Here is a 24,170-nt window from a genome sequence, read left to right on the forward strand (position 1 = left end):
TAAACGGGTTTAGAACTTCCATTCCAGCGATACGGCGTAGTTGCGGCCGGGCGCATAATAACGTTCCAAGCCTTTGCCGTTACGGTCTACGGAGTTGGTAGTACTATTGGCATTGATTCCGCGCAATGCATCCCATGTGTGGTATTTACGGTTGAATAAGTTATACACACCCGCGCGCAGGGTCAGGTTTTTCGCCGGACGGTAAAAGCCGTATAAGTCGAATACATAGGCTTTTTTGTTGAGGTATTTGTAAGTGGCGATTTCTTTATACTGTTCTGTTTTCGTGCATACTTCTTCATCGGTCCAGTAATCGTATTCGTATTCCAGGCAGCGGTCTTTGATTTCTTCTACTTTGGCATCACGCGGTTTTTTACCACCCAAATAAGTCAGTCTGGAGAACACGCCCCATTTGCCGTCAGGCCGTTCATAGTCCAAACCAATAACGGCTTTTAACGGTTGGATGGATAACAAACTTTTCGCATCCGACAATTTCCCGTGGCTGTAGCCCAGTGTGCCGGAAAGTTTCCAACCCTCCGATAGATTCAAGCTGCTTTTGATTTCCAAACCTGAAATACGTGCTTTATCGATATTGACCGTTTGCGACATCGGAGTTTGGAAAGTTCGCCCATATTGGGTTTGTTCTATCAGATTGGTTTGTTCAAATAGGAAATCACGATAACTGCTGTGATATACATTCAGGTCAAACATTCCTCTTTGATGGTTCGCCTGCAATGAAAGCGTATGATTGATGCTTCTTTCGGGTTTCAAATCCCGATTGGACTTCCATGTGCCATAGGCGTTGGTAAAAGTAAAATACATTTCTGATGCAGTCGGCACACGGTAGCCGCTGGAAAAGTTGTAACCGATTTTCCAAGTTGGGTTAATCTGTGCATACAGACCAGCAAAACCGCTCCAGTTGGATAAATTGGCACCATCAGGCTTACCTTCCGCCGTACAGGCTCTGCTGCAAGGTGCATTTAAATCCAATGGTTTAAGCTTTTCGCTATCATAACGCACACCAAATTGCCCTGAAAAAACAGGACTCCACGTTATATTGTCTTTTATCGATAATCCATACTGCGTGGTTCTGACCGGATATTGGATGGTTTCGCGGACGGTGTCGGGCGGGTTGCCGTATCTAGCGTTGGACGCGATATTGATTTGGTCTTCGTTCAGAGTCTCAAAATTTCGTCTGGAGATGAAAGCTTTAAGGCTTAACACATGTTGTCCGGCGGCACGGAAAGGTTGGCTGTCCATACGCAGGGTGAAACGCTGGAAGCGTGTCGTCATACTGCGGTCTTTAATTTCATCCAATTCTTTTTCATCTGTTTGCCGATTTCTGCCGCCGGCATAATTTACCGCCCTCAAGTCAGTATATTGATAGTCGTAATCCGCCTTCAACATAGAAAGCCACGGAGACTCCGGCGTATATTCATAATACGTGTTGAAATTGATACGCTTGTGCTTGTCATCCGCTTCACGCCATGCCGAACCGTAGGATGTATAGGAACGCTCATCTGTGTAGTTGCCCCCATTCTGACCATTAGCCGCTATACCAATACGATGTGCCGGAGCAATCTGCCAGTTAATCTTGGCCAAATAGCTGTGATTTCGATGCTTCGCAGGATCAGGATGTTGGCTTTGACTATATCTATACTCTGGTCCTTCCCCTCGACTTTTCATCTGATGCCCATAACGTTGAGAATAAAGCAATACGGCATCCACGCTATCTCCCTGAAAACCGAAGCCAACAGTATTGGTCCATTCCCGGTTTTTAGTGGCATAACCACTTCTAACCAATGTGCCAAATTTTTTATCAGGCTGAACAATATTCCCTGCATCCAGTGTACGATAATTGACATTTCCACCCAAAGCACCGCTGCCTGATTGGAATGAATCCGCACCTTTCACAATATCAATATTACCGACCAGTTCAGGATCGATGGACAAACGGGATGGATTGAAATTCCCATAACGAGCATAAAGTGTGTTTTCTTCCGAATCAGGCAAACTAACACCATCCACACTGATACCAACACGGTTACCTTCTACTCCGCGCATGGCAAAACCCTTCAAGTGACGGCCGTTATCCACAATACCGACATCTGGCGAATAACGCACCAAATCACGGGTATCCCGAATCATTTGCTCTTGAATGGTTTTGGCATTTACCCGTTCCACGGAGGCCGGCGCGTTGCGGCGGCCTTTTACCGTTACTTGTTTCAGCGCGTCTGATTTTTCTACCGGTTCGACGCTGTCGGCCGCATGGGCGGCGCAGCAGAACAGAAGCCCTACGGACAAGGCTATTGGCGTCATTTTGTTGTGCTTCATTTCATTTCCTCTGAAGTTCGTCTGTATCCGTAACCGTTTCTCAATGCGGCTGTTACTTTGCCATAATTGATAATGGTTTTCTATCGATGCGGATTATCCGATATGAAATTTACTCAGGCAAATTTTTGCTTACATCAAGCGGCGTTAATTTCACACTTCCTTATCATCAAGATAATGTGATTTATTCTCTATAACTTTGTATTACTTGAATTTATGTTTTCTAATTAATGAAAATATTTGGAATCGTGCCGGAAGCCCTGTTTTTTTCTGTTGGTATTCGGCAACAATGGCGATAAAAAGACGGCATGACTTATTAAGTCATGCCGTCTGCATCGATAAAGGAATATCCGTCAGGCTTGCCGCCCGGTCAGCCCAATTCGTCCTGCTTCCTACTTAACAAGGCATGGATGGCGCGGGCGGTTTCCTGTCTGGCTTCGGTGGCGGCAACAGGCTCGAGGAAGTGCAGTTCCACCGTGCTTTGCGGTTGGGAAATAATGGCGCGGATGGATTGCCACAGGCTGATGTCGCCGTAGTAGGCGGCATGGGGGTTCGGGCTGCTGCCATCGGGGTTGGGGTAACGGCAGAGGACGGGCAGCAGAGGGACGCCTGCTTCATAGGCCGCCTGAAAAAAGCTGGTTTTAAAGGGGAGGATGCTGCGGCCTTCGGTGCTGGTGCCTTCCGGAAAGAGGGTTACGGTGTCGCCGTTTTGCAGGGCTTCGGTAACGCGGCGGATTTTTTCGCTGTTGCCTTCGGTGCCTTTGTTGCGGGCGACGTAAACGGTTTGCGCCTGTGTGGCGAGGTAGCCGATAACCGGCCATTTGGCCACGTCGTCTTTGGCGACGAAGCGGCCGGGGAAAGCGGCGTTTACGGCCATGATGTCCAGCCATGAGATGTGGTTGCAGATCAGCATTTGGCCGTGTTCTTCGGAGGGGAGGCTGCCGTAGGTTTTCAGTTTCATGCCGCACGAGGCGAGGACGCGCAAAGACCATATCTGTATCGCGCGCAATTTGCGTTTTTTGCTGTAAAACGGAAAGAGGAAGAACATTTCGGCCATGCCGTAAAGCAGGCAGCCGCCTATGCAGACCAGGCGGAATATGAAGCGTATTTGATTCATGTATCGGGCTTTTTTATGATTATACGGACAGGAGGCCGTCTGAAAGGTTTTCAGACGGCCTTTTGTCGGCTGTTTCAGACTTTCGGAGCGAATTTTTGCAGATAGCGGTCGCTCAGTTGCGTGATGTCCATCATGATTAAGACATCCGCGCAGTTGAAGGCTTCGTCTACGCAGGGTTCGCCGCAAAACCACGCGCCGGCTTTCAAATATCCTTTAATCAAAGGCGGCACGGACGGGTTTTCAGACGGCGTGATTTCGTTCCATTTAAGGGGGTTGAGCGGTTTGACGCACCATTGTTCCGGCGCGAGATATTTTTCTTTCAGGCTGTGGTAAAGCGCGGCCGCGTCGCTGCCGCCGTCGTGCATTTCGATGCTGCCGCAGCCTATCATGAAGCGCAGGTTTTCGTCTTTCATGAATTTGACCAAGCCCGTCCACAGGAGCATGACGAGGCCGCCGTTGCGGTAGTCGGGGTGGGTGCAGGCGCGGCCGAGTTCGACGGTTTGCGGCAGGATGTCTTTCAGCGGCGAGAGGTCGAATTCGTGTTCGCTGTACCAGCCGCCGACTTTTTTGGCGGTTTCTTCGGTAATCAGGCGGTAGCAGCCGATGACTTCGCCCGTAGCGTCGTCGAAGGCGAGGAGGTGGTGGCAGTGCTCGTCGTAGGGGTCGATGTCGCGCCCGTCGGTGTTCGGGATGTCCGCGCCCAATTCTTCGGCAAACACGCGGTAGCGCAGGCGTTGCGCGGCTTCGATTTCGGCTTGGGTTTCGGCCAGGCGTACGCTCAGGCCGATTTTGGGACCGGTGGAATTAAAACGGCTGCTGTTCATGTGATTTGTCTGAATCCGGATGTGAAAGGGCGGCATTATAGCCAACATCTCGCCGCGGCGGGAAATCGGGTATGATAGGCCGTCTGAAAACACACTCCGCCTTTTCAAGGACAATGAAGGAATCACCGTGAAAACCATCAGTCAAACCCTCAACCTCGTTTCAGACGGCCTGCCGTTTTTTCAGGCGGAATGGCCGGCACCCGCCAACGTGAAAACATTGGTCAGCACCCGAAACGGCGGGGTGAGCCAAGCCCCCTATGCTTCCCTGAATGTCGGCGGCCATGTCGGCGACCGGCCGGAAAACGTCGCGCGCAACCGCGAAATCGTGCAAGCCGCCGTACCTGTGCCGCCCGCCTACCTGAACCAAACCCACAGCAGCATCGTGCTGCCCGCCGCAGACGTGCTCGGCAGCACGCCCGAAGCCGACGCATCATTCGACCGCACGGGCACGGCAGCTTGCGCGGTGATGACGGCAGACTGCCTGCCCGTTCTGCTTTGCGACCGCGCGGGCACGGTGGTGGCCGCCGCCCATGCGGGCTGGCGCGGCCTGGCAGGCGGCATCCTGCAAAACACGGTGGCCGCGATGCAGGCCGATCCCGGCGAAATCATGGCCTACCTCGGCCCCGCCATCGGCCCCGATGCTTTCGAGGTCGGCGAAGACGTGCGCGAAGCCTTCTGCCGCCTGCATTCCACCGCCGAAAACGCCTTTGAAGGCATAGGCGGCGGCAAATACCTGGCCGACATCTACGCCCTCGCGCGGCAAACCCTGCGCCGCGAAGGCGTAAACCTGATTTACGGCGGTACGCACTGCACCGTATTGGAACGCGACACCTTTTTCTCCTACCGCCGCGACGGCCAAACCGGCCGGATGGTCAGCATGATTTGGCTGGAAAAACCGGCTGGCGAGGCCGTCTGAAAACCGCCGTGCAAAGGCCGTCCACAAGCCTTGTTTACCGCCCTGTATAGAAAATGTGGATAAGCAGGATAAACCCTTCAAACGCCGACCGAAAAACAAAACGCCCAAAAAACAGGCAAACTTAAAACATCCGCACCACAACGGCAAACACCTTTTTCAGACGGCCTGAACAAACCGTGCGGGCAACAAAACCCACAGCCGCTGTTTGCCGCCCTGTGCAGCAAATGTGGATAAGCGGGGTAAACCCTTCAAACGCCGACCGAAAAACAAAATGCCTAAAAAACAGGCAAACTTAAAACATCCGCACCACAACGGCAAACACCTTTTTCAGACGGCCTGAACAAGCAATGCGCGCGACAAAACCCACAGCCGCTGTTTGCCGCCCTGTGCAGCAAATGTGGATAAGCGGGATAAGCCCTTCAAACGCCGACCGAAAAATAAAATGCCTAAAAAACAGGCAAACTTAAAACATCCGCACCACAACGGCAGACACCTTTTTCAGACGGCCTGAACAAACCGTGCGGGCGACAAAACCCACAGCCGCTGTTTGCCGCCCTGTATAGAAAATGTGGATAAACCCCCTAAGCCTTTCGGGAGACAGGCAAAAAACAAACCGCACAAAAAATAAGCATAAGGAACCGCCATGCAAACCCTTTCCGCCGCCGCACGCACCCAAGCCGCACGGCTGCGCCTGAAAAAAAGCCGCCGCCTCGCCACCGCCCTGCTTTTGGCCGCCGCCGCACTGTTCTGCCTTTCCGCAGCCTTCCTGCACCGTTACCCCCAACTGGCCTACCTCAAAGCCTTCTCGGAAGCCGCCATGATAGGCGGGCTGGCCGACTGGTTTGCCGTTACCGCCCTTTTCAGACGGCCCCTCGGACTGCCCGTCCCCCACACCGCCATCCTGCCGCGCAACCAAAACCGCATTGCCGACGAACTCGGCCGCTTCATCGAATACAACTTCCTGCGCGAACGGCCGGTCGCCCTGCGCGTTTACCGCGCCGCACCGACGGAAAAACTACTGCGCCGCCTGGCCGACCCCGCCGTCCGCCGCATCTGGCTGCCCCCGCTCTGCGCCCGCCTGCCCGACCTGCTGCAAACCGTGCCGCCCGAACAGGCCGCCCGCTTTGCCGCCAAACTGCTGGCCGAACAATACGACGGCGGCAAAATCGGCAGCACGCTGGCCGACGGCATGGAACTGCTGAAAAACCGCGACATGCACGAAAGCCTGTTCCTTGCCCTGCTCGGCCACACGCGGACATGGCTGCAAAGCGAAAGCACCCGCGTGCTGTTGGAACAAAACCTGCGCGAATGGGCGGCCAAAATCGACGGCGGCTCGCCCGGCAGCTGGGACAAACTCAAAGCCTCCCTCAAATCCGCCCTCGTCGGCCGCGTGGACGACTGGGTAGCGGCCAAAGTGCTGGATTGGGTGGACGGCTGCCTGGCCGATGCCGCCGCACAGCCCGACCACGCCCTGCGGCAAATGTTCGACCGCCAATACACCCGCATGATCGGCGAACTGCGCCACTCCGCAAGCTGGCACCGCCGCCTCGAAGCGGGCAAGGCGCAACTCGCCGCCTCCCCCGCCCTACAGCGCAGCCTCGCGCAACTGTGGCAAAGCCTGACCGAATGGACGCGGCGCGACACGGCGGCGGAAAACTCACGCATACGCGCGCAAATAGAAAAACTGCTCGACCGCATCCCGGCGCAAATCGAACGCAACCCCCGCCTCATGCGCCGCGCCGACATCCGCCTCGCCCTGCTTGCCCGCGAACTGCTGGGCAGCAACAAAGGCCGTGCCGCCGCCTTCGTCGCCGAACAGGTCAAACGCTGGAACGGCGAAGAAATCACCGACAAACTGGAACTCGGCCTCGGCCGCGACCTGCAATACATCCGCATCAACGGCACCCTCGTCGGCGGCCTGGCCGGCCTCTTGATTTACAGCCTCTCGCAATGGCTGTTTTAAAAACAAACTTTAAAGGCCGTCTGAAAAACATTCCGCCGCCGCAAGGCCGCACCTTCGCCCCCCATCGGAGGCCGTCTGAAAAACCGTTGCGGAAAATCCCGGCCGCAGACGTTTTTTCAGACGGCCTCATGCTGCAAAACACGCCGTTTGGAGTACAATGCGCCCCTTTCCACACCCTTTCAACCCACAGGAAACCCGGCCATGACCCACATCGGTTTGAAAAAAATCTATTCCGGCAAAGTACGCGACTTATACGAAATCGACGATAAACGTATGCTGATGGTCGCATCCGACCGCCTCTCCGCCTTCGACGTCATCCTCGACGACCCCATTCCCGGCAAAGGCGAAATCCTCACCGCCATCTCTAATTTCTGGTTCGGCAAACTCGCCCACATCATGCCCAACCACTTCACGGGCGACACCGTTTACGACGTATTGCCGCACGAGCAGGCGCAGGCACTGGAAAAACGCGCCGTCGTCGCCAAAAAACTGACCCCCGTCAAAGTGGAAGCCATCGTGCGCGGCTACCTGGCCGGCAGCGGCTGGAAAGACTACCGGCAAACCGGCGCGGTATGCGGCATTCCCCTTCCCGCCGGCCTGCAGGAAGCCCAGCAGCTGCCCGAAGTCATCTTCACCCCGTCCACCAAGGCCGCCGTCGGCGACCACGACGAAAACATCAGCTTCGAAGAATGCCGAAACATCATCGGCAAAGAGCTGGCTGAAGAAGTGCGCGACAAAGCCGTCCGCCTGTACACCGAAGCGGCCGAATACGCCAAATCGCGCGGCATCATCATCTGCGACACCAAATTCGAATTCGGCCTCGACGAAAACGGCACGCTGACCCTGATGGACGAAGTGCTGACCCCCGACTCCAGCCGCTTCTGGCCGGCAGAGCAATACCGAGTCGGCACCAACCCGCCTTCGTTCGACAAACAGTTCGTCCGCGACTGGCTGGAGCAAAGCGGCTGGAACAAACAGGCCCCTGCCCCGCGCGTTCCCGCCGACGTCATCGCCAAAACCGTGGAAAAATACCGCGAAGCCCTGACCCTGCTGACCCGCTAAACCGTTTTTCAGACGGCCTCCCTGCCCGGAGAGGCCGTCTGAAAACATTTTCCCTCCCCGTTTACACCCGAACCGCACAGAAAAAGCCGATATGAACAAGAAAACCGCCGCCCTGTTTTCCGCCGCCTTTTTAGTGGCCGCCGCCCTGCCCGCCGCCGCCATCGCCATGCCCTCCATCTGCGTCAAACCCGACCCCAACGTCGCTGCCCGCTTCGACGGAGTAGGCTGCTACGACAACGTCGTGATGTTAATTCAGAAAAACGGCCTTTACGGCTATGCCGAATTGGACGGAAAAATTATTATCCCGCCGCAATATCAAGATGCCGCCGACAAACCGGCGGAAAGGTTTCCGAGAAACCGAGAACTGCTGATACCGGTAAAAAAGGGAAAGCTTTGGGGCTACATCGATTTGTCGGACAAAACCCGCATCCCGTTCCGCTATGAAGAGGCCGAGCCGTTTATCGAACAATACGGCACGTCCGCCAGAGTGCGGCAAAACGGCCGTGATTTTTCAATCGACCTCAAAGGCCGCGAAGTCAAACAGTAAAACCGACAACCGAAACGTAAACAGAGCCGGATATTTTCCGGCTCTGTTTGCTTATCCCGCTACGGGCGGACTCAATCGATTCTGACATAGGCCACTTCGAGGATTTCGATGTCCTCGCGCCCCTCCGGCGTGTTCAGCGACACTTCGTCGCCCTCCCGCGCCTTAATCAGGCAGCGCGCCAGCGGGGAAATCCAGGAAATTTTGTTTTGCGCGGTGTCGATTTCGTCTATGCCGACGATTTTTACCGTCTGCTCGCTGCCGTTGCCGCGCAGCAGGGTTACGGTTGCGCCGAAAAAGATTTGGTCGGTGGCCTCGCGCGTTTCCGGATCAACGACCTGCGCCGCCTCCAAACGCTTGGTGAGAAAGCGGATGCGGCGGTCGATTTCGCGCATCCGCCGTTTGCCGTAAAGATAATCGCCGTTTTCGCTGCGGTCGCCGTTGGAAGCCGCCCAGTTCACAATCTGCACGATTTCGGGCCGTTCTTTATTGACCAACTGGTACAACTCGTCTTTCAAGCTGAGCCAGCCTGCGGGCGTGATGTAGTTCGGAGTGTCGCTCATAGCAAAGGCCGTCTGAAAAAAAGCGGCATTTTAGCGCGAAAGGCGGCGGAAAAACCACAAGCACAACCCGCCGCCGCAACGTTTCAGACGGCCGCCTTGCTATAATGCGCGTTTTCCACACTTCCGACCCGCCGCCATGTCCCGCAGCATCCTCCCGTTCGACCCGCTGACCGTCCCCGTACAAGGCACCGCCTTAATCGAAGCCTCCGCCGGCACCGGCAAAACCTACGGCATCGCCGCCCTCTTCGCCCGCCTGATCCTGCTGGAAAAGCTGCCTGTGGACAAAGTGCTGGTGGTTACCTTCACCAAAGCCGCCACCGCCGAACTGAAAACCCGCCTGCGCGGCCGTTTGGACGAAGCCTTCCGCCGGATACGCGGCGACAAAATGGACGAAGAAGCCGACGATTTCATGCGCGGCCTGCTCGAACAGGCGGCGCGGCAGGAAACGCCCGAACGGCTGGAACTGCGCCTGAAAGCCGCGCTGTCGCAGTTCGACAACGCCGCCATCTACACCATCCACGGCTTCTGCCAACGCCTGCTGGGCGACTACGCCTTCCTCTGCCAAGTGCCGTTTGAAACCTCTTCCGCCGACGACAACGACAAACGCGATCTGAACACCTACGCGCAGGATTTCTGGCGGCAAAACGTGTCGCACGACGCGCAAAACGCCCGCCTCGCCTTTCATGCCGACCTCACGCCCGACCAGGTATTGCAACAGTTTTCCCGCTACCTCGGCCGCCCCGACCTGCTTTTCAGACGGCCTCAAACCGATTTGGCCGCCGAAACGGAGCGGGCGCAGGCGGTTTGGACGGAACTGCAACAGCGTTTCCCCGAACTGAAAGACCTGTTCTGGCGTGTGCATCCCATGTTGCATCAGGGTTGGTTTAAACAACCCGATTATGAAGAGAAACTTAATAAATTAACTGAGCTTCTCAAGCAAGATCAGATACCTACAGAATGGATAGTAAAAAACCTAAAAAATAAGAATAAAAAACGTGTATTCTCTACAGAATACCTTCTCAATGCAGCTAAAAAAAATAGTCCACTATCTAATGGGGAATTAGCCGAACTTAGCTTTTTTGATCGCACGCTTACTGCGGCAGAAAGCCTGCTCGATGCCGAACAACAGGCACTTATCGCCCTGCAACTCGACTGCCTGCAATACGTCCGCCGCACCGCCGCCGAACAGCGGGCGACGCGGCAGGAACGCAGTCCCGACGACCTGCTGCTCGACGTTTACCACGCCCTCACCGCCGGCGCGCACCGAGACAAACTCGCCGAAGCCGTCTCGCAAAACTGGCGCGTTGCCCTGATAGACGAATTCCAAGACACCGACCCGCTGCAATACGAAATCTTCCGCCGCACCTTTGCCGCCCACGGCAACCCGCTCTTCCTCGTCGGCGACCCCAAACAGGCGATTTACGGCTTTCGCGGCGCGGACATCTACGCCTACCTCCAAGCCGCCGCCGACACCCCCGTCCACTACACCCTCGCGCACAACTACCGCAGCCACAGCCTGCTCATCGACAACATCGGCCGCCTGTTCCAACAGAAAGAACGCCCCTTCGTCCTCGAACACATCGGCTACCCGGCCGTTACCGCCCCGCGCACGACAAGCCGCCTCACCCCGCCGCAGGCGGCATTGAAAATCCGCTGGCTGAACGACGGCGGCGAACCCGACCCCAACAAAGAAACCCTCCGCAGCCGCGCAGCCGAATACTGCGCCGACGAAATCGCCGCCCTGATCAACCAAGCGGCGGAAGGCCGTCTGAATTACAAAAACATTCCGGCGGAAGCCGGCCAAATCGCCGTTTTGGTCCATAGCCACAACCAAGGCGCGATGATAAAGCGCACCTTGGCCGCACGCGGCATCCCCAGCGTATCGATAGAGCGCGAATCCGTATTTGCCGGCGAAGAAGCCAAAGCCCTGGCCGCCCTGCTCGGCTTCTGGCTCGACCCCCGCCGCACCGAACCCCTGCGCTTCATCCTCGCCGGCATCCTGTTCGGTCAAACCGCCGAACAACTCCATGCCCTCAACCGCGACGAAGCCCTGCTGTCCGGATACATCTCCGCCGCCGAAGATTTCCTGCAAATTTGGCAGCGGCAGGGCATCTACGCCGCCCTGACCGCCTTCGCCCGCCGCTACGGCCTCGAAGGCAGGCTGCTGGCCGCAGACGGCGGACGCACCCTGACCAACTTCTGGCAGCTGGCCGAACTTTTGGCCGACGAAAACGAAAACAGCCACACCCCCGCCGCGCTGCACCAATGGCTGCTGGCCCAAATCCAAGACCCGCCCCAAAACGAAAACGCCGTCCTACGGCTGGAAAGCGACGAGGCACTGGTCAAAATCGTAACCATCCATGCCTCCAAAGGCCTGCAATATCCCTTCGTGTTCTGCCCGTTCTCCTGGGACACCGCCGAAAAGAAAAACGAAGCATGGCACATCCTCCACCGCGAAAACGGCAGCGAACTGCTTGCCGACAGCCAGCTCGACGAAGCCGACCGCGAACAGCTCGACGACGAAGACCTGGGCGAACGCCTTCGCCTGCTCTACGTCGCCCTCACCCGCGCCGAAGAACAACTCGTCATCTATGCCGCCCGCTGCAGCAGTACCCCGCGCAACACCTTTGCCTACCTGCTCGAAGGCCTGCCTTCAGACGGCCGTCTGAAAGCCCGCCAAGCCTACGAAGCCGAGAAAGAAAACCAGACCGAAATGCTGCGCCGCAACTGGCTGCGCTGGATAAACGCCGCCCCCGAAAGCATCGAATGGCAGGAAGGCGCACCCCTTTCGGCAGCCGTGCAAACCCGCCGCCGCAGCGGCACCGAATACCGCGCCGCCGTTTACCCGCCCCGCCGTTTCAGCTTCGTCCGCCACACCAGCTTTACCGGCCTCACCCGCTACCTCGGCCACGGCCCAGCCAAGCCCGATGACGACGACGGGCTGCAACCCGCGCTCGACCCGGCCGAACTGTCCGCCGACAGCCTTCTGCCGCTTCCCGACACGGACAACGCCCCGCGCGACATCTTCCACTTTCCCCGCGGCGCGGCCGCCGGCATCTGCCTGCACGAAATCCTCGAAAAACACGACTTCGCCCACCCCGCCGGACAACAGCGCGAAAACATCGCCGCCATATTGGAAAAACACGGCATCGAAACCGAATGGCTGGATGCCGTCTGCCTCATGGCCGACCAAACCGCCGCCGCACCACTGCACGGCGGCACCACCCTCTCAGCCCTCCCCGCCGCCCGCCGCAAAGCGGAAATGGGCTTCGTCATGCACTTCGACCGTTTGGAATTAGGCCGTCTGAAAAACCATCTTGCCGCAGCAGGCCTGCCCGAAGCCTGCACCGCCGCCGCAGAACGGCTGGACTTCCCCACCCTGCAAGGCTTCCTCAACGGCTTCATCGACCTGACCTGCCTGCTGCCCGACGGCACGGCCTGCATCATCGACTACAAATCCAACCACCTGGGCATGGACACCGACGGCTACACCCAATCCGCCCTCGACCAAGCCGTCGCCGACCACCACTACTACCTCCAAGCCTGGATATACGCCCTTGCCGCCGCCCGCCACCTCAAACAGCGCGGACAGATGCCCCGCACCGTCCGCATCCGCTACCTCTTCCTGCGCGGACTCGATTCCGGCGGCCGCAACGGCATCTGGTCGTGGGACATCCCCACCGCCTCACTGGCCGAATGGCTGTAGCGCAAACTTTTCAGACGGCCTGTTTGCCTATACAATGCCGCGTCATCCGCCCTGTTCAGTTTAAAGAAGGAAACAGCCATGTTCGGTTCGAAAATCTTAGAAGAAGTATCCGCCAAAATCGGCGAAACCATCGCCAACAGCCCGGCCAAAGATATGGAAAAAAACGTCAAAGCCATGCTCGGCAGCGCGTTTAACAAAATGGATCTGGTCACCCGCGAAGAATTCGACATCCAGCAGCAAGTCCTCATCAAAACCCGTACCAAACTGGCCGAACTCGAAGCCCGGCTGGACAAACTGGAAAACCCGCAGGAAACATCCGGCGGCAGCGAAAACGGCACAGAGGCCGTCTGAAAAGACTCATCCGGCAAACGGCAGGCAAAACGCCTGCCGTCATTACAAAAACATACAAAACCCGCTATAATTTAACCCTTTCAGCGAAAGAAAACCGACCATGACCCCGCGCACCGCATACACCAGCTCCATATTCGGCATCATTGCCGCCACCATCCTCGCCGCCTGCACACCGGCGGACAAACAGGCCGACAACGGCCAAACCGCCCCCGCCCCGGCTGCTTCGGCGGCGGAACAGAAAAAAATCGCCATCACCGCCATCGCCGACCACCCCGCGCTCGACACTATCCGCGCAGGCGTTCTGGACGGCCTGAAAGCCGAAGGCTTTGAAGAAGGCAAAAACCTCACCGTAGACTTCCAAAGCGCGCAAGGCAGCACCGCCAACGCCGCCCAAATCGCGAAAAAATTCGCCGGTGCCAACCCCGACGCCATCATCGCCATCACCACCCCCAGCGCACAAGCCGTCGCCGCCACCACTAAAAACATCCCCCTCATCTACACCGCCGTAACCGACCCCGTCGGCGCCAAACTCGTGCCCTCGCTCGAACCCTCGCACACCAACATCACCGGCGTATCCGACGAACTGCCCGTCGGCCCGCAAATCGACCTGATGAAAAAACTGGTGCCCAATCTGAAAACCATCGGCTACGTTTACAGCCCCGGCGAAGTCAATTCCACCACCGTGCTCGAACGCCTGAAAGCCAAAGCCGCCGAACAAAACATCGAAGTAGCCGCCGCGCCCGCACAGCGTTCGGCCGACGTATTAACCGCCGCGCGCAGCCTTGGCGGCAAAGCCGACGTGATTTTCACCTCGCTCGACAACAACGTCGTCTCCTCTTACGAATCCATGTATAAAGCCTCGATGGAACTGAAAATCCCCCTGGTCGCCTCCGATGCCGACTCGGTAACGCGCGGCGCAGTTGCTGCCTTGGGCATGGACTCCTTCGGCACGGGCCAAAAAGCAGGCAAGCTCGCCGCAGCCGTTTTGAAAGGCGGCAAACCGGGCGATATGCCGTCTGAAAAACTCGACCAGCTCGACCTCTACCTCAGCAAAAAACACGCCGCCGCACTGGGCATCACCCTGCCGGAAGAGCTGCTGAAAGAAGCCAAAGAAGTTAAAGAATAAACCCTCCTGCAAAATATCCGGCCACACCGTTTTCAGACGGCCTCCCGAAAAAAGGCCGTCTGAAAACGTAAGTGGCCGAATCCGCATAACGGGTAAAACTTAAATCGGGGCAGGGCGGCACAACGCATTCCGTCCCCAATCCAGCCACTGCCAACAGCCGTCCCGCCATACCGGCACATCGGAAACAACCAGAAAGAAACACCGCAGCAATGACCTTGATCGCCTTTTTCGGCGGCATCGAAACCGGCCTGATTTACGCATTAGTCGCCTTGGGCGTTTTGATTTCCTTCCGCATCCTCGACTTCCCCGACCTAACCGCCGACGGCAGCTTCCCGCTCGGCGCAGTCGTTTTCGCCGTCTCCGTCGGAGCAGGCGTAAATCCTTGGCTGGCCTGCCTGCTTGGCGCATTGGCCGGAGCGGCCGCCGGCACCGTTACCGCCTGGCTGCACGTTTCACTGAACATCCTGCCCCTTTTGGCCAGCATCCTGGTCATGGTCGCCCTCTATTCGCTCAACCTGCGCATTACCGGCGGCACGCCCAACCTGCCCCTTATCGACACGCCCAGCGTCTTTTCCCCCTTTACCGCACCCGATTTTTCCAACCAATTCTGGGTACAGCCGCTCATTGTCCTGTTTTTCGTCATCGCCGCAAAACTCCTGCTCGACTGGTTCTTCAACACCAAAACCGGCCTGGCCGTACGCGCCACCGGCATTAACGCCCGCATGGCGCGCGCCCAGGGCGTGCCCACCTCTAAAATGATCGTCCTCGGCATGGCCCTCTCCAACGCCCTTATCGCCCTGGGCGGCGCACTCTTCGCCCAAACCAGCGGCAGCGCCGACATGAGCAGCGGCATCGGCACCATCGTCATCGGCCTGGCCGCCGTCATCATCGGCGAAAACCTGCTGCCAGCAAAACGCATCTTCCTCATCACCCTGTCCGCCGTCCTCGGCTCTATCGTCTATCGCCTGATGATTGCCTTCGCACTCGGCAACGAGCAACTGCAAAGCATAGGTGTGCGCCCCACCGACCTGAACCTGATTACCGCCGTACTGGTCGTATTCGCCCTGCAACTGCCGGCCGTCAAACGCCGTCTGAAAAGGAAACCGACACCATGATGCGCGCCGACAACCTGAAAGTAACCTTCAACCCCGGCACGGCCATCGAAAACCCTGCCATGCGCGGCATGAGCCTGCACATCAGAGACGGCGAATTCGTTACCGTCATCGGCAGCAACGGCGCGGGTAAATCCACCTTCCTCAACGCCGTCAGCGGCGACCTGATGGTGGACAGCGGCAGCATACATATCGACGGCCGCGACGTTACCCGCCTGCCCGCCCACAAACGCGCCCACCTCGTCGCCCGCGTCTTCCAAGACCCGCTTGCCGGCACCTGCGAAGCACTCAGCATCGAAGAAAACATGGCGCTGGCCTACTCCCGCGGCCGCAAACGCGGGCTGGGTTTCGCCCTGAACCGCCAAAACCGCGAACTCTTCCGCGAAAAACTCGCCCTGCTCAAACTCGGCCTCGAAAACCGCCTCACAGACCGCATCGGCCTGCTCTCCGGCGGCCAACGCCAAGCCGTCAGCCTGCTGATGGCCAGCCTGCAACCAAGCAAAATCCTGCTGCTGGACGAACACACCGCTGCCCTCGACCCCAAAACCGCGGCCTTCGTGATGGAGCTGACGGAACAAATCGTCGCCGACAACAAACTGACCGCCATGATGGTTACCCATTCCATGCGTCAGGCACTCGACCACGGCAGCCGCACCGTCATGCTGCACCAAGGCCGCGTCGTCCTCGATGTCGGCGGGGAAAAACGCGCGGGCATGGACGTTCCCGACCTGCTCGACCTGTTCGAACGGACGCGTGGCGAACAAATATCTGACGACTCTTTATTACTAGATTAACGATAAGGATAAAGTGCCTAACCACTTATCGGAAATGTGTGCGCCTGTCATGTCAGACGGCAAACCACTTCCCGTAAACACACGCAATTAAAAATTTATTTACTCGGAAATTCATATAATTAGATAAACATTCTCTGTAAAGTTATTTGCCGAATCAACGATAGAGGCCGTCTGAAAGCATCCAACCATGTTTTCAGACGGCCTCTCTTTTCATCTGCAGAGAAATATTTTTTACTTCCCTATTAACATTTTTTTTCGCTAAATGATATAATATAACTGTTTTTGATAGATTATAGCATTAGGAAAAGTATGAACCCTTCAAATAAAATCAAATTATCCGTACTTCTCACCATTGCCGCCTTTCCTGCGCTCTCATATGCCGAAGATGTGCAAACCGGGGAACTTCCCGAAGTAACCGTATCCGGCAAACGGCCGGCGCAAAGCGGCAGCCGCTTGGACAGCGGAAGCAAAGATTCGCTGGACATTCTGGACGGACAAAAATTGAAATCCGCCCGCAGCACCTCATTGGGGCAGACAGTAGAAAGAATCAGCGGCGTACAAAACAGCAGCTTCGGTCCGGGCAACGGCACACCGCAAATCCGCAGCCTTGGCGGTACACGGGTGAAACTGATGGAAAACGGCTTGGGCATTTCGGATACGGCAGCCTTCGGCGGCAACCTGCCTACCGCTGTCCATCCCTTTATGGCCGATAAAATCACCGTACATAAATCATCCACCGCCGTACTTTACGGCGGCAACGCCATCGGCGGCGCGGTAAACGTAGAAACCGGACAAATCCCGGACGAACTGCCTGAAAAAAACTGGACGGGCAAAGCCGAAGTAAGCGGCGGTTACAACACACCCCACACCGAGCTGCTGTCTCTAGACGGCAAAATTGGCAAAATAGCCTGGCATGTAGACGGCATCAACAGCAAAATTTCCCACTATCGCATACCCGGCAACAGCAAAGCCGATGCCTGCTACAATTCCGTCGGCGAAAGGCACTACTTCCCTCTTGGGAAAGCCTGCCAATTCGACGTACAGTACGACTTTTTTTTCAATAAAGGCTACTACCGTTATGTCATGCAGAATTACCTTGACCGCGGCGAAGCATGGCGCGACATGATGGGGCTGGATTACGCCGACATTTACAGGACAGAACGGCCTCAGTGGGGAAATTGGGCGGAAAACCCGCTGTATGATCCGAGCATCACCAGCGGCAAGGGTCAAACCGTCAAAAGCATCACCCACATCACACCCAACGAACACGGCAAACTTACCAACAGCCACCAACACACCCGTAACTTTTCCGTCGGCGCCAGCTATATCGGCAGCCAAGGTTATGCGGGCATCGGCGTCAGCCGTTACCTGACAGACTACGGCATGCCCGGCTATTCCTTCCTCCGCACCCGCAGCCATCTGGACGGCTCATTGCCGACCAACATCTCCGCCGACCAAACCCGCTGGACGGCCGAGGCCCAATACCGGCCGAACAACAACTGGCTGGATAACGTCAAAACACAACTGGCTTACACCGATGCCGAAAACCGCGAACTGCTTGCCGACCACTTCGTCAGCAGCATCGACAGCCGCAGTACGCAGTTGCGCGTCGAACTCAACCACAAAATCGGCAGCCTGGTACGGGGTAGTGCCGGACTGGATTGGAAAAAACGCCGTACCGGTGGCGAAGGAATCGACCGCCTCATGCCTGACACCCAATCACAATCCTACGGCATCTTCGCCTTGGAAAAACTCAACTACCGCAACTGGGAAGCCGAAATCGGCAGCCGGATAGGCCGTGTCAGCCATACCCCAAACTTCAACGGCTTCAAACCGATGCGTAACTACGGCGGTTCGCTTGAGAACAAACAATACCGCTACAGCCTCAACAGCAATCAGGCCGCATTGTCTTGGAAACCCTTTGATGCCTGGCGCATCGGCATCCGCCACAGCCGCTCGCAGCGCGCACCCGAAATCAACGAGCTGTTTGCCGCCAACCGCCACTTTGCCGTCTTTGCCAACGAAAGCGGTAATACCGACCTGAAAAAAGAAACCGCGAAAACCTGGGAGCTGTCCAATGAATTCAAATGGAAAAACAGCACCCTGAAAGCCGCCTACTACCACACCGCCTTCGACAACTACATTTACCTCAACGACAGCGGCGCAGAAGTAGAATGGATGCCGCTGCGCTACTGGCAGCAGGGAGACACCAAAATCCGAGGCTTCGAACTGGAATTCACCCACCTCTTCGATCTCAACCGCGCGGGTAATTTGGAAGCACGCCTCTTTGCCGACTTGGTCAAAAACTACCCTGCTGAAAATCACAGCTCTTGCAGCCCGGAAGACTCGAGAAACCGCGAAAAATGGCTGAAATGCGTCCGCTCCCACAACCAAGGCAAATACATGCCCGCCATGCCTACCTCTCGCTACGGCATCGGCTTGGAATGGAGCAAAGGCAACTGGCTGCTCGGCAGCAGCCTGACGCGCCACACCGCACAAAAACGTCGCGGCCGCGCCATATATGAAGAGCCCAACCTCGGCGGCTACAACATATGGGACGCCTACCTCTCCTACACCCGCAAACTGCCGAAAGACCTCACACTCGAATGGTTTGCCGATGCACGCAACTTAGGCAACGTCGAAGCACGGCCGCACAACTCCACCCTCAAATATCTTGCCCCGCTTCCCGGACGCTCCCTGCGCACCGGACTGCGACTGAATTTCTAAACCACAGCCGCACAAAAGGCCGTCTGAAAACCGATTAAGGCTTTTCAGACGGCCTCTCTTTGGCACATCCGCATACAAATCCGTTACAATACCGCCTTTTCAGACGGCCTCTGATGCCGCAAACCGTCCCAATCCTTTTCCGTATTCCTGCCGAGTCTGGAAAAGCATTCGGGCCTCCCGACGGATACCGAAATGAACCCGAAACTGCATACCGCCGCATTGCAGCACATCCAACAAAAACTGCAATACCGATTCAAACAGCCCGAACTGCTGACCCGCGCCCTCACGCACCGCAGCTACTCCTCCCGCCATAACGAACGCTTCGAATTTGTCGGCGATGCCATCTTGAACTACACCATAGCCAAAATGCTCTACGACACCTTCCCCGACCTGCCCGAAGGCCGCCTGTCCCGCCTGCGCGCCAACCTCGTCAATCAAGACACACTGGCCGAAATCGCAACGGAACTCAAAGTCGGCGACGCCCTGCTGTTGGGCAACGGCGAACTCAAGAGCGGCGGTTTCAGACGGCCTTCCATCCTCTCCGACGCCATGGAAGCCATGTTTGCCGCCGTCAGCTTCGACACGGATTTCAACGCTGCCGAACAAGTCGTCCGCCACCTGTTTGCCCGCCGGGTCGGCAGCATCAACTTCGATAACGAAGGCAAAGATGCCAAAACCATGTTGCAGGAAGCACTGCAGGCACGCCGCCTCGCACTGCCCAAATACCGCATCGAACACCAAGAAGGCGAAGGCTACACCGCCCGCTTTACCGTTTCCTGCGACTTGGGCGAACTCGGCTTCATCACTACCGCAGAAGCGCACAGCCGCCGTGCCGCCGAACAGCAAACCGCAAAAACGGCGTTCGAATGGCTGGAACAGCACCACCCGCCCGCCAAATCGAAACGCAGGAAAAACAAATAGGCAGAATGCAGCAAGAGGCCATCTGAAACCCTTTCAGACGGCCTCTCGGCATATGGGTAATCTTTCAATCGAAACAAAATCTATCAAATACCAACCCAACCCCGGCGAATCCGCCATATCGGCCATCCGCACAAAAGCGGCATCAACCGGTCAGCAAATCCGCCCAAGTGTCCGGCTGTGCCCATACGATGCGGGGCACATCAAGATGACGGTTATGCGGTGCATCGTAGAGACGGTGCTGCCATAGGGGCGGCAATGTGCCTTCGATATTGGGTTTGTCATCGATAAGGATGTCGCCGCGTACCCAGGTTTTGTCTTTGGTGATGATGACTCGCCGTGTCCATTCCGTGCCCAAATGCTGTTCTACCCAAGCAATTTTTTCGCCGGCACAGTAACGGTATTGGTTTACCGGCGCGGTACAGATGCGCACGTCGTGCCCGGCAGCCAAGAGCGCGCGTGCGGCTTCCACCGCGCCTGAGACGGGCGGCAGGCTCTCGAAAAAACCGACTGTGCCGTAAAGTTCGGCCGCATATGCTTGCAGGTGCTCGGGCAGGCGGTCGCGGATATAAAAGAGATGTTCTTTGCCTTCTATCGGCGCGTCTTCGCCAAAACGGTTGCGCCAATGCCGGCGGAAGCCGCTTTCAAAATCGGCAAGTACGTTGTCTTGATCAAGCAGGATAAGCATATTGTGGCTTTCAGGTGTGTGTCGGACAGCGGCAGGCCGCATGAAACGGCCATACCCGGAAATTGGGTATTATAAGTTGGTTGGCCGTTATTTGTCTGACGGATGACTGCGGGGCGGATGCGGGCTTTCCTTTCCAATCTCCATCCGCACATCCTCTACCGGTTCGGGCAGAAAGGTCGAGATTTTTCTGTATTCGTCGGCAGAACAGTTGATTTTGAACAATATTTTTCCGTTTGAACGGTAGTGCGCGACAAGCTGCTGTCCGGTATGGTTCAATATGATGTCATGATGCGGCATCAGGGCTTTGCCTGCGTATCGGCCGCAAGTAATGATGTAATCCAAGCTCTCCGGCGTCATGTGTATGCTGCCGCATGGCCGATTATTATCCGCCGCAATCCGGATTTGCAGCAAACCACCGTACTCCGCCGTGTGTCGGATTTCGGCAATTTTAGGTTCTGATGTGGAAAAAAGTGCAACGATGAAGGTTGTCAGTATGCCCATAACAATCCCGCTCCAACGGCAAATCGGTTCCCTACCCTACAGGCTACGGCATCAAAATCGGTCAGACTTCGATCGGAATTCCGCGTTTTTTCAACGATTCGTTCACGCGCGCGTGCCAGTTTCGGATAATCTTTGTGGTCTCCGCCTGTTGGCTGGCACAGCGGTTTAACGTGCCCATCCGTTGCGGCAGGGTTTCGCCGTTGATTGCCCAGTCCAATACGCGGACAGGGCGGCGGTTTTCCATCCATTGCGTGCGCGGGTCGGCATCGTTTTCGCGCGGGACGAAATAGGCATCGCCGATGACTTGAACCAAAGCCACCAGTTTGCCTCCGCGCTTGATGGCAACGATGTCGTTTACCGCCATCTCATTGACAAATGTGTTAATCGTATCGCGCCCACCTTCCCATTCGCCCATGCCGATAAAGCTCCGGTGTTCCAAAATCCAATCGATATGGCAGCCGAAATCCGCCGGTTCGTCTGTCGGATGCATCTGCATGTGCCAGTAATTATTCACCGCCACGGTTTGTTTCCTTGTTTACGGATAAGGGTTTGCAGTATAGCCGACTTTCAGGCTGCTTTCAGACTTCTACTGCACGTTGGCTTTTTTGAAACCCGGCTTTTTGCCGTTTCCCTATTTTCAGACGGCCTCAAACAGGTTTTAACCGCCGTTTACCCTTCCTCACAAAAAAATCGCGCATGATTGCACCTTTTTCACACGGGAGTCATTTTATGAATAAAACCGCCAAACTGCTGCTGGCCGCCGCTTTTGCCGTTTCCGGCCTGACCGCCCAAGCCGAAACCTTGGCCGAGATAGACACTAACTACGGCACCATCAAACTCAGCCTGGATGAACAGCGCGCGCCGAAAACAGTAGCCAACTTTGTCCGCTATGCCGAAAAAGGCTTTTATAACAATACCGTCTTCCACCGCGTGATAGACGGCTTCATGATTCAGGGCGGCGGCTTTACGGCCGACCTGGCACAAAAAAGCACCGATAAAGCCATCAGCAACGAAGCGGGGAACGGCCTGAAAAACACGGCAGGCACCATCGCCATGGCGCGCACCGGCAACCCGCATTCCGCCACCAGCCAATTCTTTATCAACCTGGCTGACAACGGATTTTTAAACCATAAAGACCAATCGCCCCAAGGCTACGGCTATGCCGTATTCGGCAAAGTCATCGGCGGTATGGACGTCGTGCGCAATATCGGCAAAGTTTCCACTACCGATCAGGCCATTCATCAAAATGTCCCGGTCAAACCCGTCATCATCCGCCGTGTCAATATTTTGAAATAGGCCGTCTGAAAAACATGGCGGCACTTCCGACCGGTTTGCCGCCATCAATACGGCGCACAACGAAAAACGGTATGCTTTTAAGCATACCGTTTTGTTTCAAATGAATAAAAATCCGCTTAGGCAATGGAGGCATTAACAAAAGCGGTCAATTGGCCTTTGGCCAGCGCGCCCACTTTGGTTGCCACGTTTTGGCCGTTTTTGAACACCATCAAAGTCGGAATACCGCGAACGCCGAATTTGGCGGGGGTTTGCTCATTTTCGTCAATATTGATTTTAACCACTTTCAGACGGCCTTCAAATTCGGCAGCCACTTCGTCCAAAATTGGTGCAATCATTTTGCACGGTCCGCACCAAGGTGCCCAAAAGTCCAGCAATACGGGAACGTCAGACTGTAAAACGTCGCGTTCGAAATCGGCATCACTGCTGTGTACAATCAATTCGCTGCTCATGGTTTGTCCTTTTCTTTCGGTTGTAAGCAATACGGCAGACAGAATATGGGGAATGACCGCCGATTTCAAGCCCTAGGTGCAAACAATAGTTTTCGCGTATGGCAGCCATACGCTTTATCAACGACGTTAATCGCCGAAAAGGGTTTGGTATTCCGTTTCTTTTTCCTTGCTGCGGTAAGGCAAGCGGATATCGACGCGGTAAATGCCCAATTCGTCCAATGCTTCCAATTTCAGCTGGGCATCATTGTCATACATAATGTCCAAACGCTCTTTCAGATTTTTCAGGGCCATTGAATTGCTGCGGTGGACTTTTTGCGTATTCTCCATATTTTCATGCGGTGTAAAGGGGTTTTCAATGCGGATATACAGCCAATGCCCCTGCAAAGCGGTTTGAACCACAATATTGCCCGGCCTGTGGGTGGTTTCCACGCCGTGGAAAACCGCATTTTCCAGCAACGGCTGCAACAGCAGCTGCGGAGTTTCCGCATCATCCGGCGCATCGTGATGCCACTCCACCTGAACCCTGCGGTGCCCCATACGGATTTGCTCGATGGCGATATATTCCTGCGCCCATTCGATTTCCTGCCCCAACGTGCTGTACTGGCCGCCGTCGCGCAACTGGGCGCGGAACAGGTTGGCCAAGTTTTCCAGCAGGGTTTCGGCATCATAAGGCCGCAAACGTATCAGGCTGATGGCGGCATTGAGGCTGTTAAACAGAAAATGCGGCCGGATACGCGCTGTTAAGGCCGTTAATCGGGCTTCCGATACTGCAGGAGACAACGCGCGCAAACGGTTGGCCTCGACATACATCATGAAGAGCAATCCCGTCCCATACAGAACCAAATGCCTGACAAACTCACCCCGCGTACCCAGAAATATATAATCGACAATAAAAAACTGGGCCATGCAGGCAATGATTTTAATCCACACGCCATGACTGTACCTGACTAAAAAACGGTCTGTAAAACAGCCGACCAATCCGTTTATCAGAATAACCGGGGCAATCCATTCAAGCTCCTTCAAAACTTTATTGAAATACGAACCGCCGTCGCCGGACACCAAAGGCAGCATCAATGCTGCAATGATACCGAATGCGACTATCCTGATCGTCGTACCCAAATTGCGCATATCGGGAACTGCAAACCAGCTGCCCATTTGACGTATAATACCCATTTCTTTATTATC

The 24,170-nt window shown here is 56.0% G+C and carries 21 protein-coding genes; 12 read left to right on the forward strand and 9 right to left on the reverse strand.

What is annotated here, in order from left to right; translation table 11 throughout:
* Positions 1–9: 9 nt before the first annotated feature.
* The 3 genes from BM261_RS01330 to BM261_RS01340 all read right to left on the reverse strand — a co-directional run bounded on the left by BM261_RS01330 (position 10) and on the right by BM261_RS01340 (position 4,269).
* Positions 10–2,331: a TonB-dependent hemoglobin/transferrin/lactoferrin family receptor gene (locus BM261_RS01330; protein WP_074894407.1), complete on the reverse strand. Its 2,322-nt coding sequence runs from the start codon at positions 2,329–2,331 to the stop codon at positions 10–12.
* 367 nt (positions 2,332–2,698) lie between these two features.
* On the reverse strand, positions 2,699–3,445 hold the full coding sequence (locus tag BM261_RS01335; RefSeq protein WP_074894409.1) for a lysophospholipid acyltransferase family protein: 747 nt from the start codon (positions 3,443–3,445) through the stop codon (positions 2,699–2,701).
* Positions 3,446–3,519: 74 nt separating this feature from the next.
* Entirely contained in the window at positions 3,520–4,269 is a 750-nt protein-coding gene (locus BM261_RS01340) for a GNAT family N-acetyltransferase (protein ID WP_049249553.1), read from the reverse strand.
* Between the two features lie 127 nt (positions 4,270–4,396).
* On the opposite strand from BM261_RS01340, the gene pgeF reads away from it, so the two are divergent.
* The 4 genes from pgeF to BM261_RS01360 all read left to right on the forward strand — a co-directional run bounded on the left by pgeF (position 4,397) and on the right by BM261_RS01360 (position 8,757).
* The gene (gene pgeF, locus BM261_RS01345) at positions 4,397–5,185 is read left to right on the forward strand and encodes a peptidoglycan editing factor PgeF (protein ID WP_074894411.1); all 789 of its coding nucleotides are present in this window, start codon (positions 4,397–4,399) and stop codon (positions 5,183–5,185) included.
* A gap of 643 nt (positions 5,186–5,828) precedes the next feature.
* On the forward strand, positions 5,829–7,148 hold the full coding sequence (locus BM261_RS01350) for a DUF445 domain-containing protein (RefSeq protein WP_074894413.1): 1,320 nt from the start codon (positions 5,829–5,831) through the stop codon (positions 7,146–7,148).
* Positions 7,149–7,349: 201 nt separating this feature from the next.
* Positions 7,350–8,210, forward strand: coding sequence for a phosphoribosylaminoimidazolesuccinocarboxamide synthase (locus BM261_RS01355; protein ID WP_074894415.1), 861 nt, complete (start codon positions 7,350–7,352; stop codon positions 8,208–8,210).
* Between the two features lie 91 nt (positions 8,211–8,301).
* Positions 8,302–8,757, forward strand: coding sequence for a WG repeat-containing protein (locus BM261_RS01360; protein WP_074894417.1), 456 nt, complete (start codon positions 8,302–8,304; stop codon positions 8,755–8,757).
* A 71-nt stretch (positions 8,758–8,828) separates the two neighbouring features.
* On the opposite strand, the gene greB is transcribed toward BM261_RS01360, so the two are convergent.
* Entirely contained in the window at positions 8,829–9,317 is a 489-nt protein-coding gene (gene greB / locus BM261_RS01365; RefSeq protein WP_074894419.1) for a transcription elongation factor GreB, read from the reverse strand.
* A gap of 136 nt (positions 9,318–9,453) precedes the next feature.
* Here greB and recB point away from each other — a divergent pair, with 136 nt between their 5' ends.
* From recB to rnc, 7 genes are all read left to right on the forward strand, one after another.
* Positions 9,454–13,023, forward strand: a complete 3,570-nt coding sequence (gene recB, locus BM261_RS01370) for an exodeoxyribonuclease V subunit beta (protein WP_074894421.1) — start codon at positions 9,454–9,456, stop codon at positions 13,021–13,023.
* A 78-nt stretch (positions 13,024–13,101) separates the two neighbouring features.
* The gene (locus BM261_RS01375) at positions 13,102–13,374 is read left to right on the forward strand and encodes an accessory factor UbiK family protein (RefSeq protein WP_074894423.1); all 273 of its coding nucleotides are present in this window, start codon (positions 13,102–13,104) and stop codon (positions 13,372–13,374) included.
* Positions 13,375–13,474: 100 nt separating this feature from the next.
* Positions 13,475–14,500, forward strand: coding sequence for an ABC transporter substrate-binding protein (locus BM261_RS01380; protein ID WP_074894425.1), 1,026 nt, complete (start codon positions 13,475–13,477; stop codon positions 14,498–14,500).
* A gap of 209 nt (positions 14,501–14,709) precedes the next feature.
* On the forward strand, positions 14,710–15,615 hold the full coding sequence (locus BM261_RS01385) for an ABC transporter permease (RefSeq protein WP_003770739.1): 906 nt from the start codon (positions 14,710–14,712) through the stop codon (positions 15,613–15,615).
* Complete coding sequence (locus BM261_RS01390; protein ID WP_003770738.1) at positions 15,612–16,406, forward strand: ABC transporter ATP-binding protein; 795 nt, start codon at positions 15,612–15,614, stop codon at positions 16,404–16,406. Before BM261_RS01385 ends, BM261_RS01390 begins: the two co-directional genes overlap by 4 nt.
* 309 nt (positions 16,407–16,715) lie before the next feature.
* Complete coding sequence (locus BM261_RS01395) at positions 16,716–19,133, forward strand: TonB-dependent receptor (protein ID WP_074894427.1); 2,418 nt, start codon at positions 16,716–16,718, stop codon at positions 19,131–19,133.
* Between the two features lie 192 nt (positions 19,134–19,325).
* Positions 19,326–20,054: a ribonuclease III gene (rnc, locus tag BM261_RS01400; RefSeq protein WP_074894429.1), complete on the forward strand. Its 729-nt coding sequence runs from the start codon at positions 19,326–19,328 to the stop codon at positions 20,052–20,054.
* Positions 20,055–20,196: 142 nt separating this feature from the next.
* Here the strand turns inward: rnc and BM261_RS01405 are convergent, their stop codons facing one another.
* From BM261_RS01405 to BM261_RS01415, 3 genes are all read right to left on the reverse strand, one after another.
* Complete coding sequence (locus BM261_RS01405) at positions 20,197–20,739, reverse strand: 5' nucleotidase, NT5C type (RefSeq protein ID WP_074894431.1); 543 nt, start codon at positions 20,737–20,739, stop codon at positions 20,197–20,199.
* Positions 20,740–20,826: 87 nt separating this feature from the next.
* The gene (locus BM261_RS01410; RefSeq protein ID WP_074894433.1) at positions 20,827–21,240 is read right to left on the reverse strand and encodes a hypothetical protein; all 414 of its coding nucleotides are present in this window, start codon (positions 21,238–21,240) and stop codon (positions 20,827–20,829) included.
* Between the two features lie 61 nt (positions 21,241–21,301).
* Positions 21,302–21,760 carry a pyruvate kinase gene (locus BM261_RS01415; RefSeq protein ID WP_240317903.1) on the reverse strand — a complete coding sequence of 153 codons (459 nt, stop codon included), beginning with the start codon at positions 21,758–21,760 and terminating at the stop codon, positions 21,302–21,304.
* A gap of 209 nt (positions 21,761–21,969) precedes the next feature.
* Between BM261_RS01415 and BM261_RS01420 the strand changes: the two genes are divergently transcribed.
* A complete protein-coding gene (locus tag BM261_RS01420; RefSeq protein ID WP_070452301.1) occupies positions 21,970–22,536 on the forward strand; it encodes a peptidylprolyl isomerase in 567 nt (188 codons plus the stop codon).
* Positions 22,537–22,652: 116 nt separating this feature from the next.
* Here BM261_RS01420 and trxA read toward each other — a convergent pair whose 3' ends face one another.
* Together trxA and BM261_RS01430 are read right to left on the reverse strand one after the other, a co-directional pair.
* Entirely contained in the window at positions 22,653–22,985 is a 333-nt protein-coding gene (gene trxA / locus BM261_RS01425) for a thioredoxin TrxA (RefSeq protein ID WP_074894437.1), read from the reverse strand.
* Between the two features lie 126 nt (positions 22,986–23,111).
* Positions 23,112–24,158 (reverse strand): sensor histidine kinase, encoded by a 1,047-nt coding sequence (locus BM261_RS01430; RefSeq protein ID WP_074894439.1) that lies wholly within the window; start codon positions 24,156–24,158, stop codon positions 23,112–23,114.
* Between the last annotated feature and the right edge of the window lie 12 nt (positions 24,159–24,170).

It is taken from the genome of Neisseria elongata subsp. elongata, assembly GCF_900113545.1.
In the GTDB taxonomy this organism is placed as follows: Bacteria; Pseudomonadota; Gammaproteobacteria; order Burkholderiales; family Neisseriaceae; genus Neisseria; species Neisseria elongata.

Coding starts and splice junctions, on each gene's coding strand:
- BM261_RS01380 (WP_074894425.1), top strand. CDS start 13,475: ATGACCCCGCGCACCGCATACACCAGCTCCATATTCGGCATCATTGCC.
- BM261_RS01430 (WP_074894439.1), bottom strand. CDS start 24,158: ATGGGTATTATACGTCAAATGGGCAGCTGGTTTGCAGTTCCCGATATG.
- recB (WP_074894421.1), top strand. CDS start 9,454: ATGTCCCGCAGCATCCTCCCGTTCGACCCGCTGACCGTCCCCGTACAA.
- BM261_RS01390 (WP_003770738.1), top strand. CDS start 15,612: ATGATGCGCGCCGACAACCTGAAAGTAACCTTCAACCCCGGCACGGCC.
- BM261_RS01410 (WP_074894433.1), bottom strand. CDS start 21,240: ATGGGCATACTGACAACCTTCATCGTTGCACTTTTTTCCACATCAGAA.
- BM261_RS01355 (WP_074894415.1), top strand. CDS start 7,350: ATGACCCACATCGGTTTGAAAAAAATCTATTCCGGCAAAGTACGCGAC.
- BM261_RS01375 (WP_074894423.1), top strand. CDS start 13,102: ATGTTCGGTTCGAAAATCTTAGAAGAAGTATCCGCCAAAATCGGCGAA.
- BM261_RS01340 (WP_049249553.1), bottom strand. CDS start 4,269: ATGAACAGCAGCCGTTTTAATTCCACCGGTCCCAAAATCGGCCTGAGC.
- BM261_RS01330 (WP_074894407.1), bottom strand. CDS start 2,331: ATGAAGCACAACAAAATGACGCCAATAGCCTTGTCCGTAGGGCTTCTG.
- BM261_RS01335 (WP_074894409.1), bottom strand. CDS start 3,445: ATGAATCAAATACGCTTCATATTCCGCCTGGTCTGCATAGGCGGCTGC.
- BM261_RS01350 (WP_074894413.1), top strand. CDS start 5,829: ATGCAAACCCTTTCCGCCGCCGCACGCACCCAAGCCGCACGGCTGCGC.
- BM261_RS01405 (WP_074894431.1), bottom strand. CDS start 20,739: ATGCTTATCCTGCTTGATCAAGACAACGTACTTGCCGATTTTGAAAGC.
- BM261_RS01385 (WP_003770739.1), top strand. CDS start 14,710: ATGACCTTGATCGCCTTTTTCGGCGGCATCGAAACCGGCCTGATTTAC.
- BM261_RS01420 (WP_070452301.1), top strand. CDS start 21,970: ATGAATAAAACCGCCAAACTGCTGCTGGCCGCCGCTTTTGCCGTTTCC.
- rnc (WP_074894429.1), top strand. CDS start 19,326: ATGAACCCGAAACTGCATACCGCCGCATTGCAGCACATCCAACAAAAA.
- trxA (WP_074894437.1), bottom strand. CDS start 22,985: ATGAGCAGCGAATTGATTGTACACAGCAGTGATGCCGATTTCGAACGC.
- greB (WP_074894419.1), bottom strand. CDS start 9,317: ATGAGCGACACTCCGAACTACATCACGCCCGCAGGCTGGCTCAGCTTG.
- BM261_RS01395 (WP_074894427.1), top strand. CDS start 16,716: ATGAACCCTTCAAATAAAATCAAATTATCCGTACTTCTCACCATTGCC.
- BM261_RS01360 (WP_074894417.1), top strand. CDS start 8,302: ATGAACAAGAAAACCGCCGCCCTGTTTTCCGCCGCCTTTTTAGTGGCC.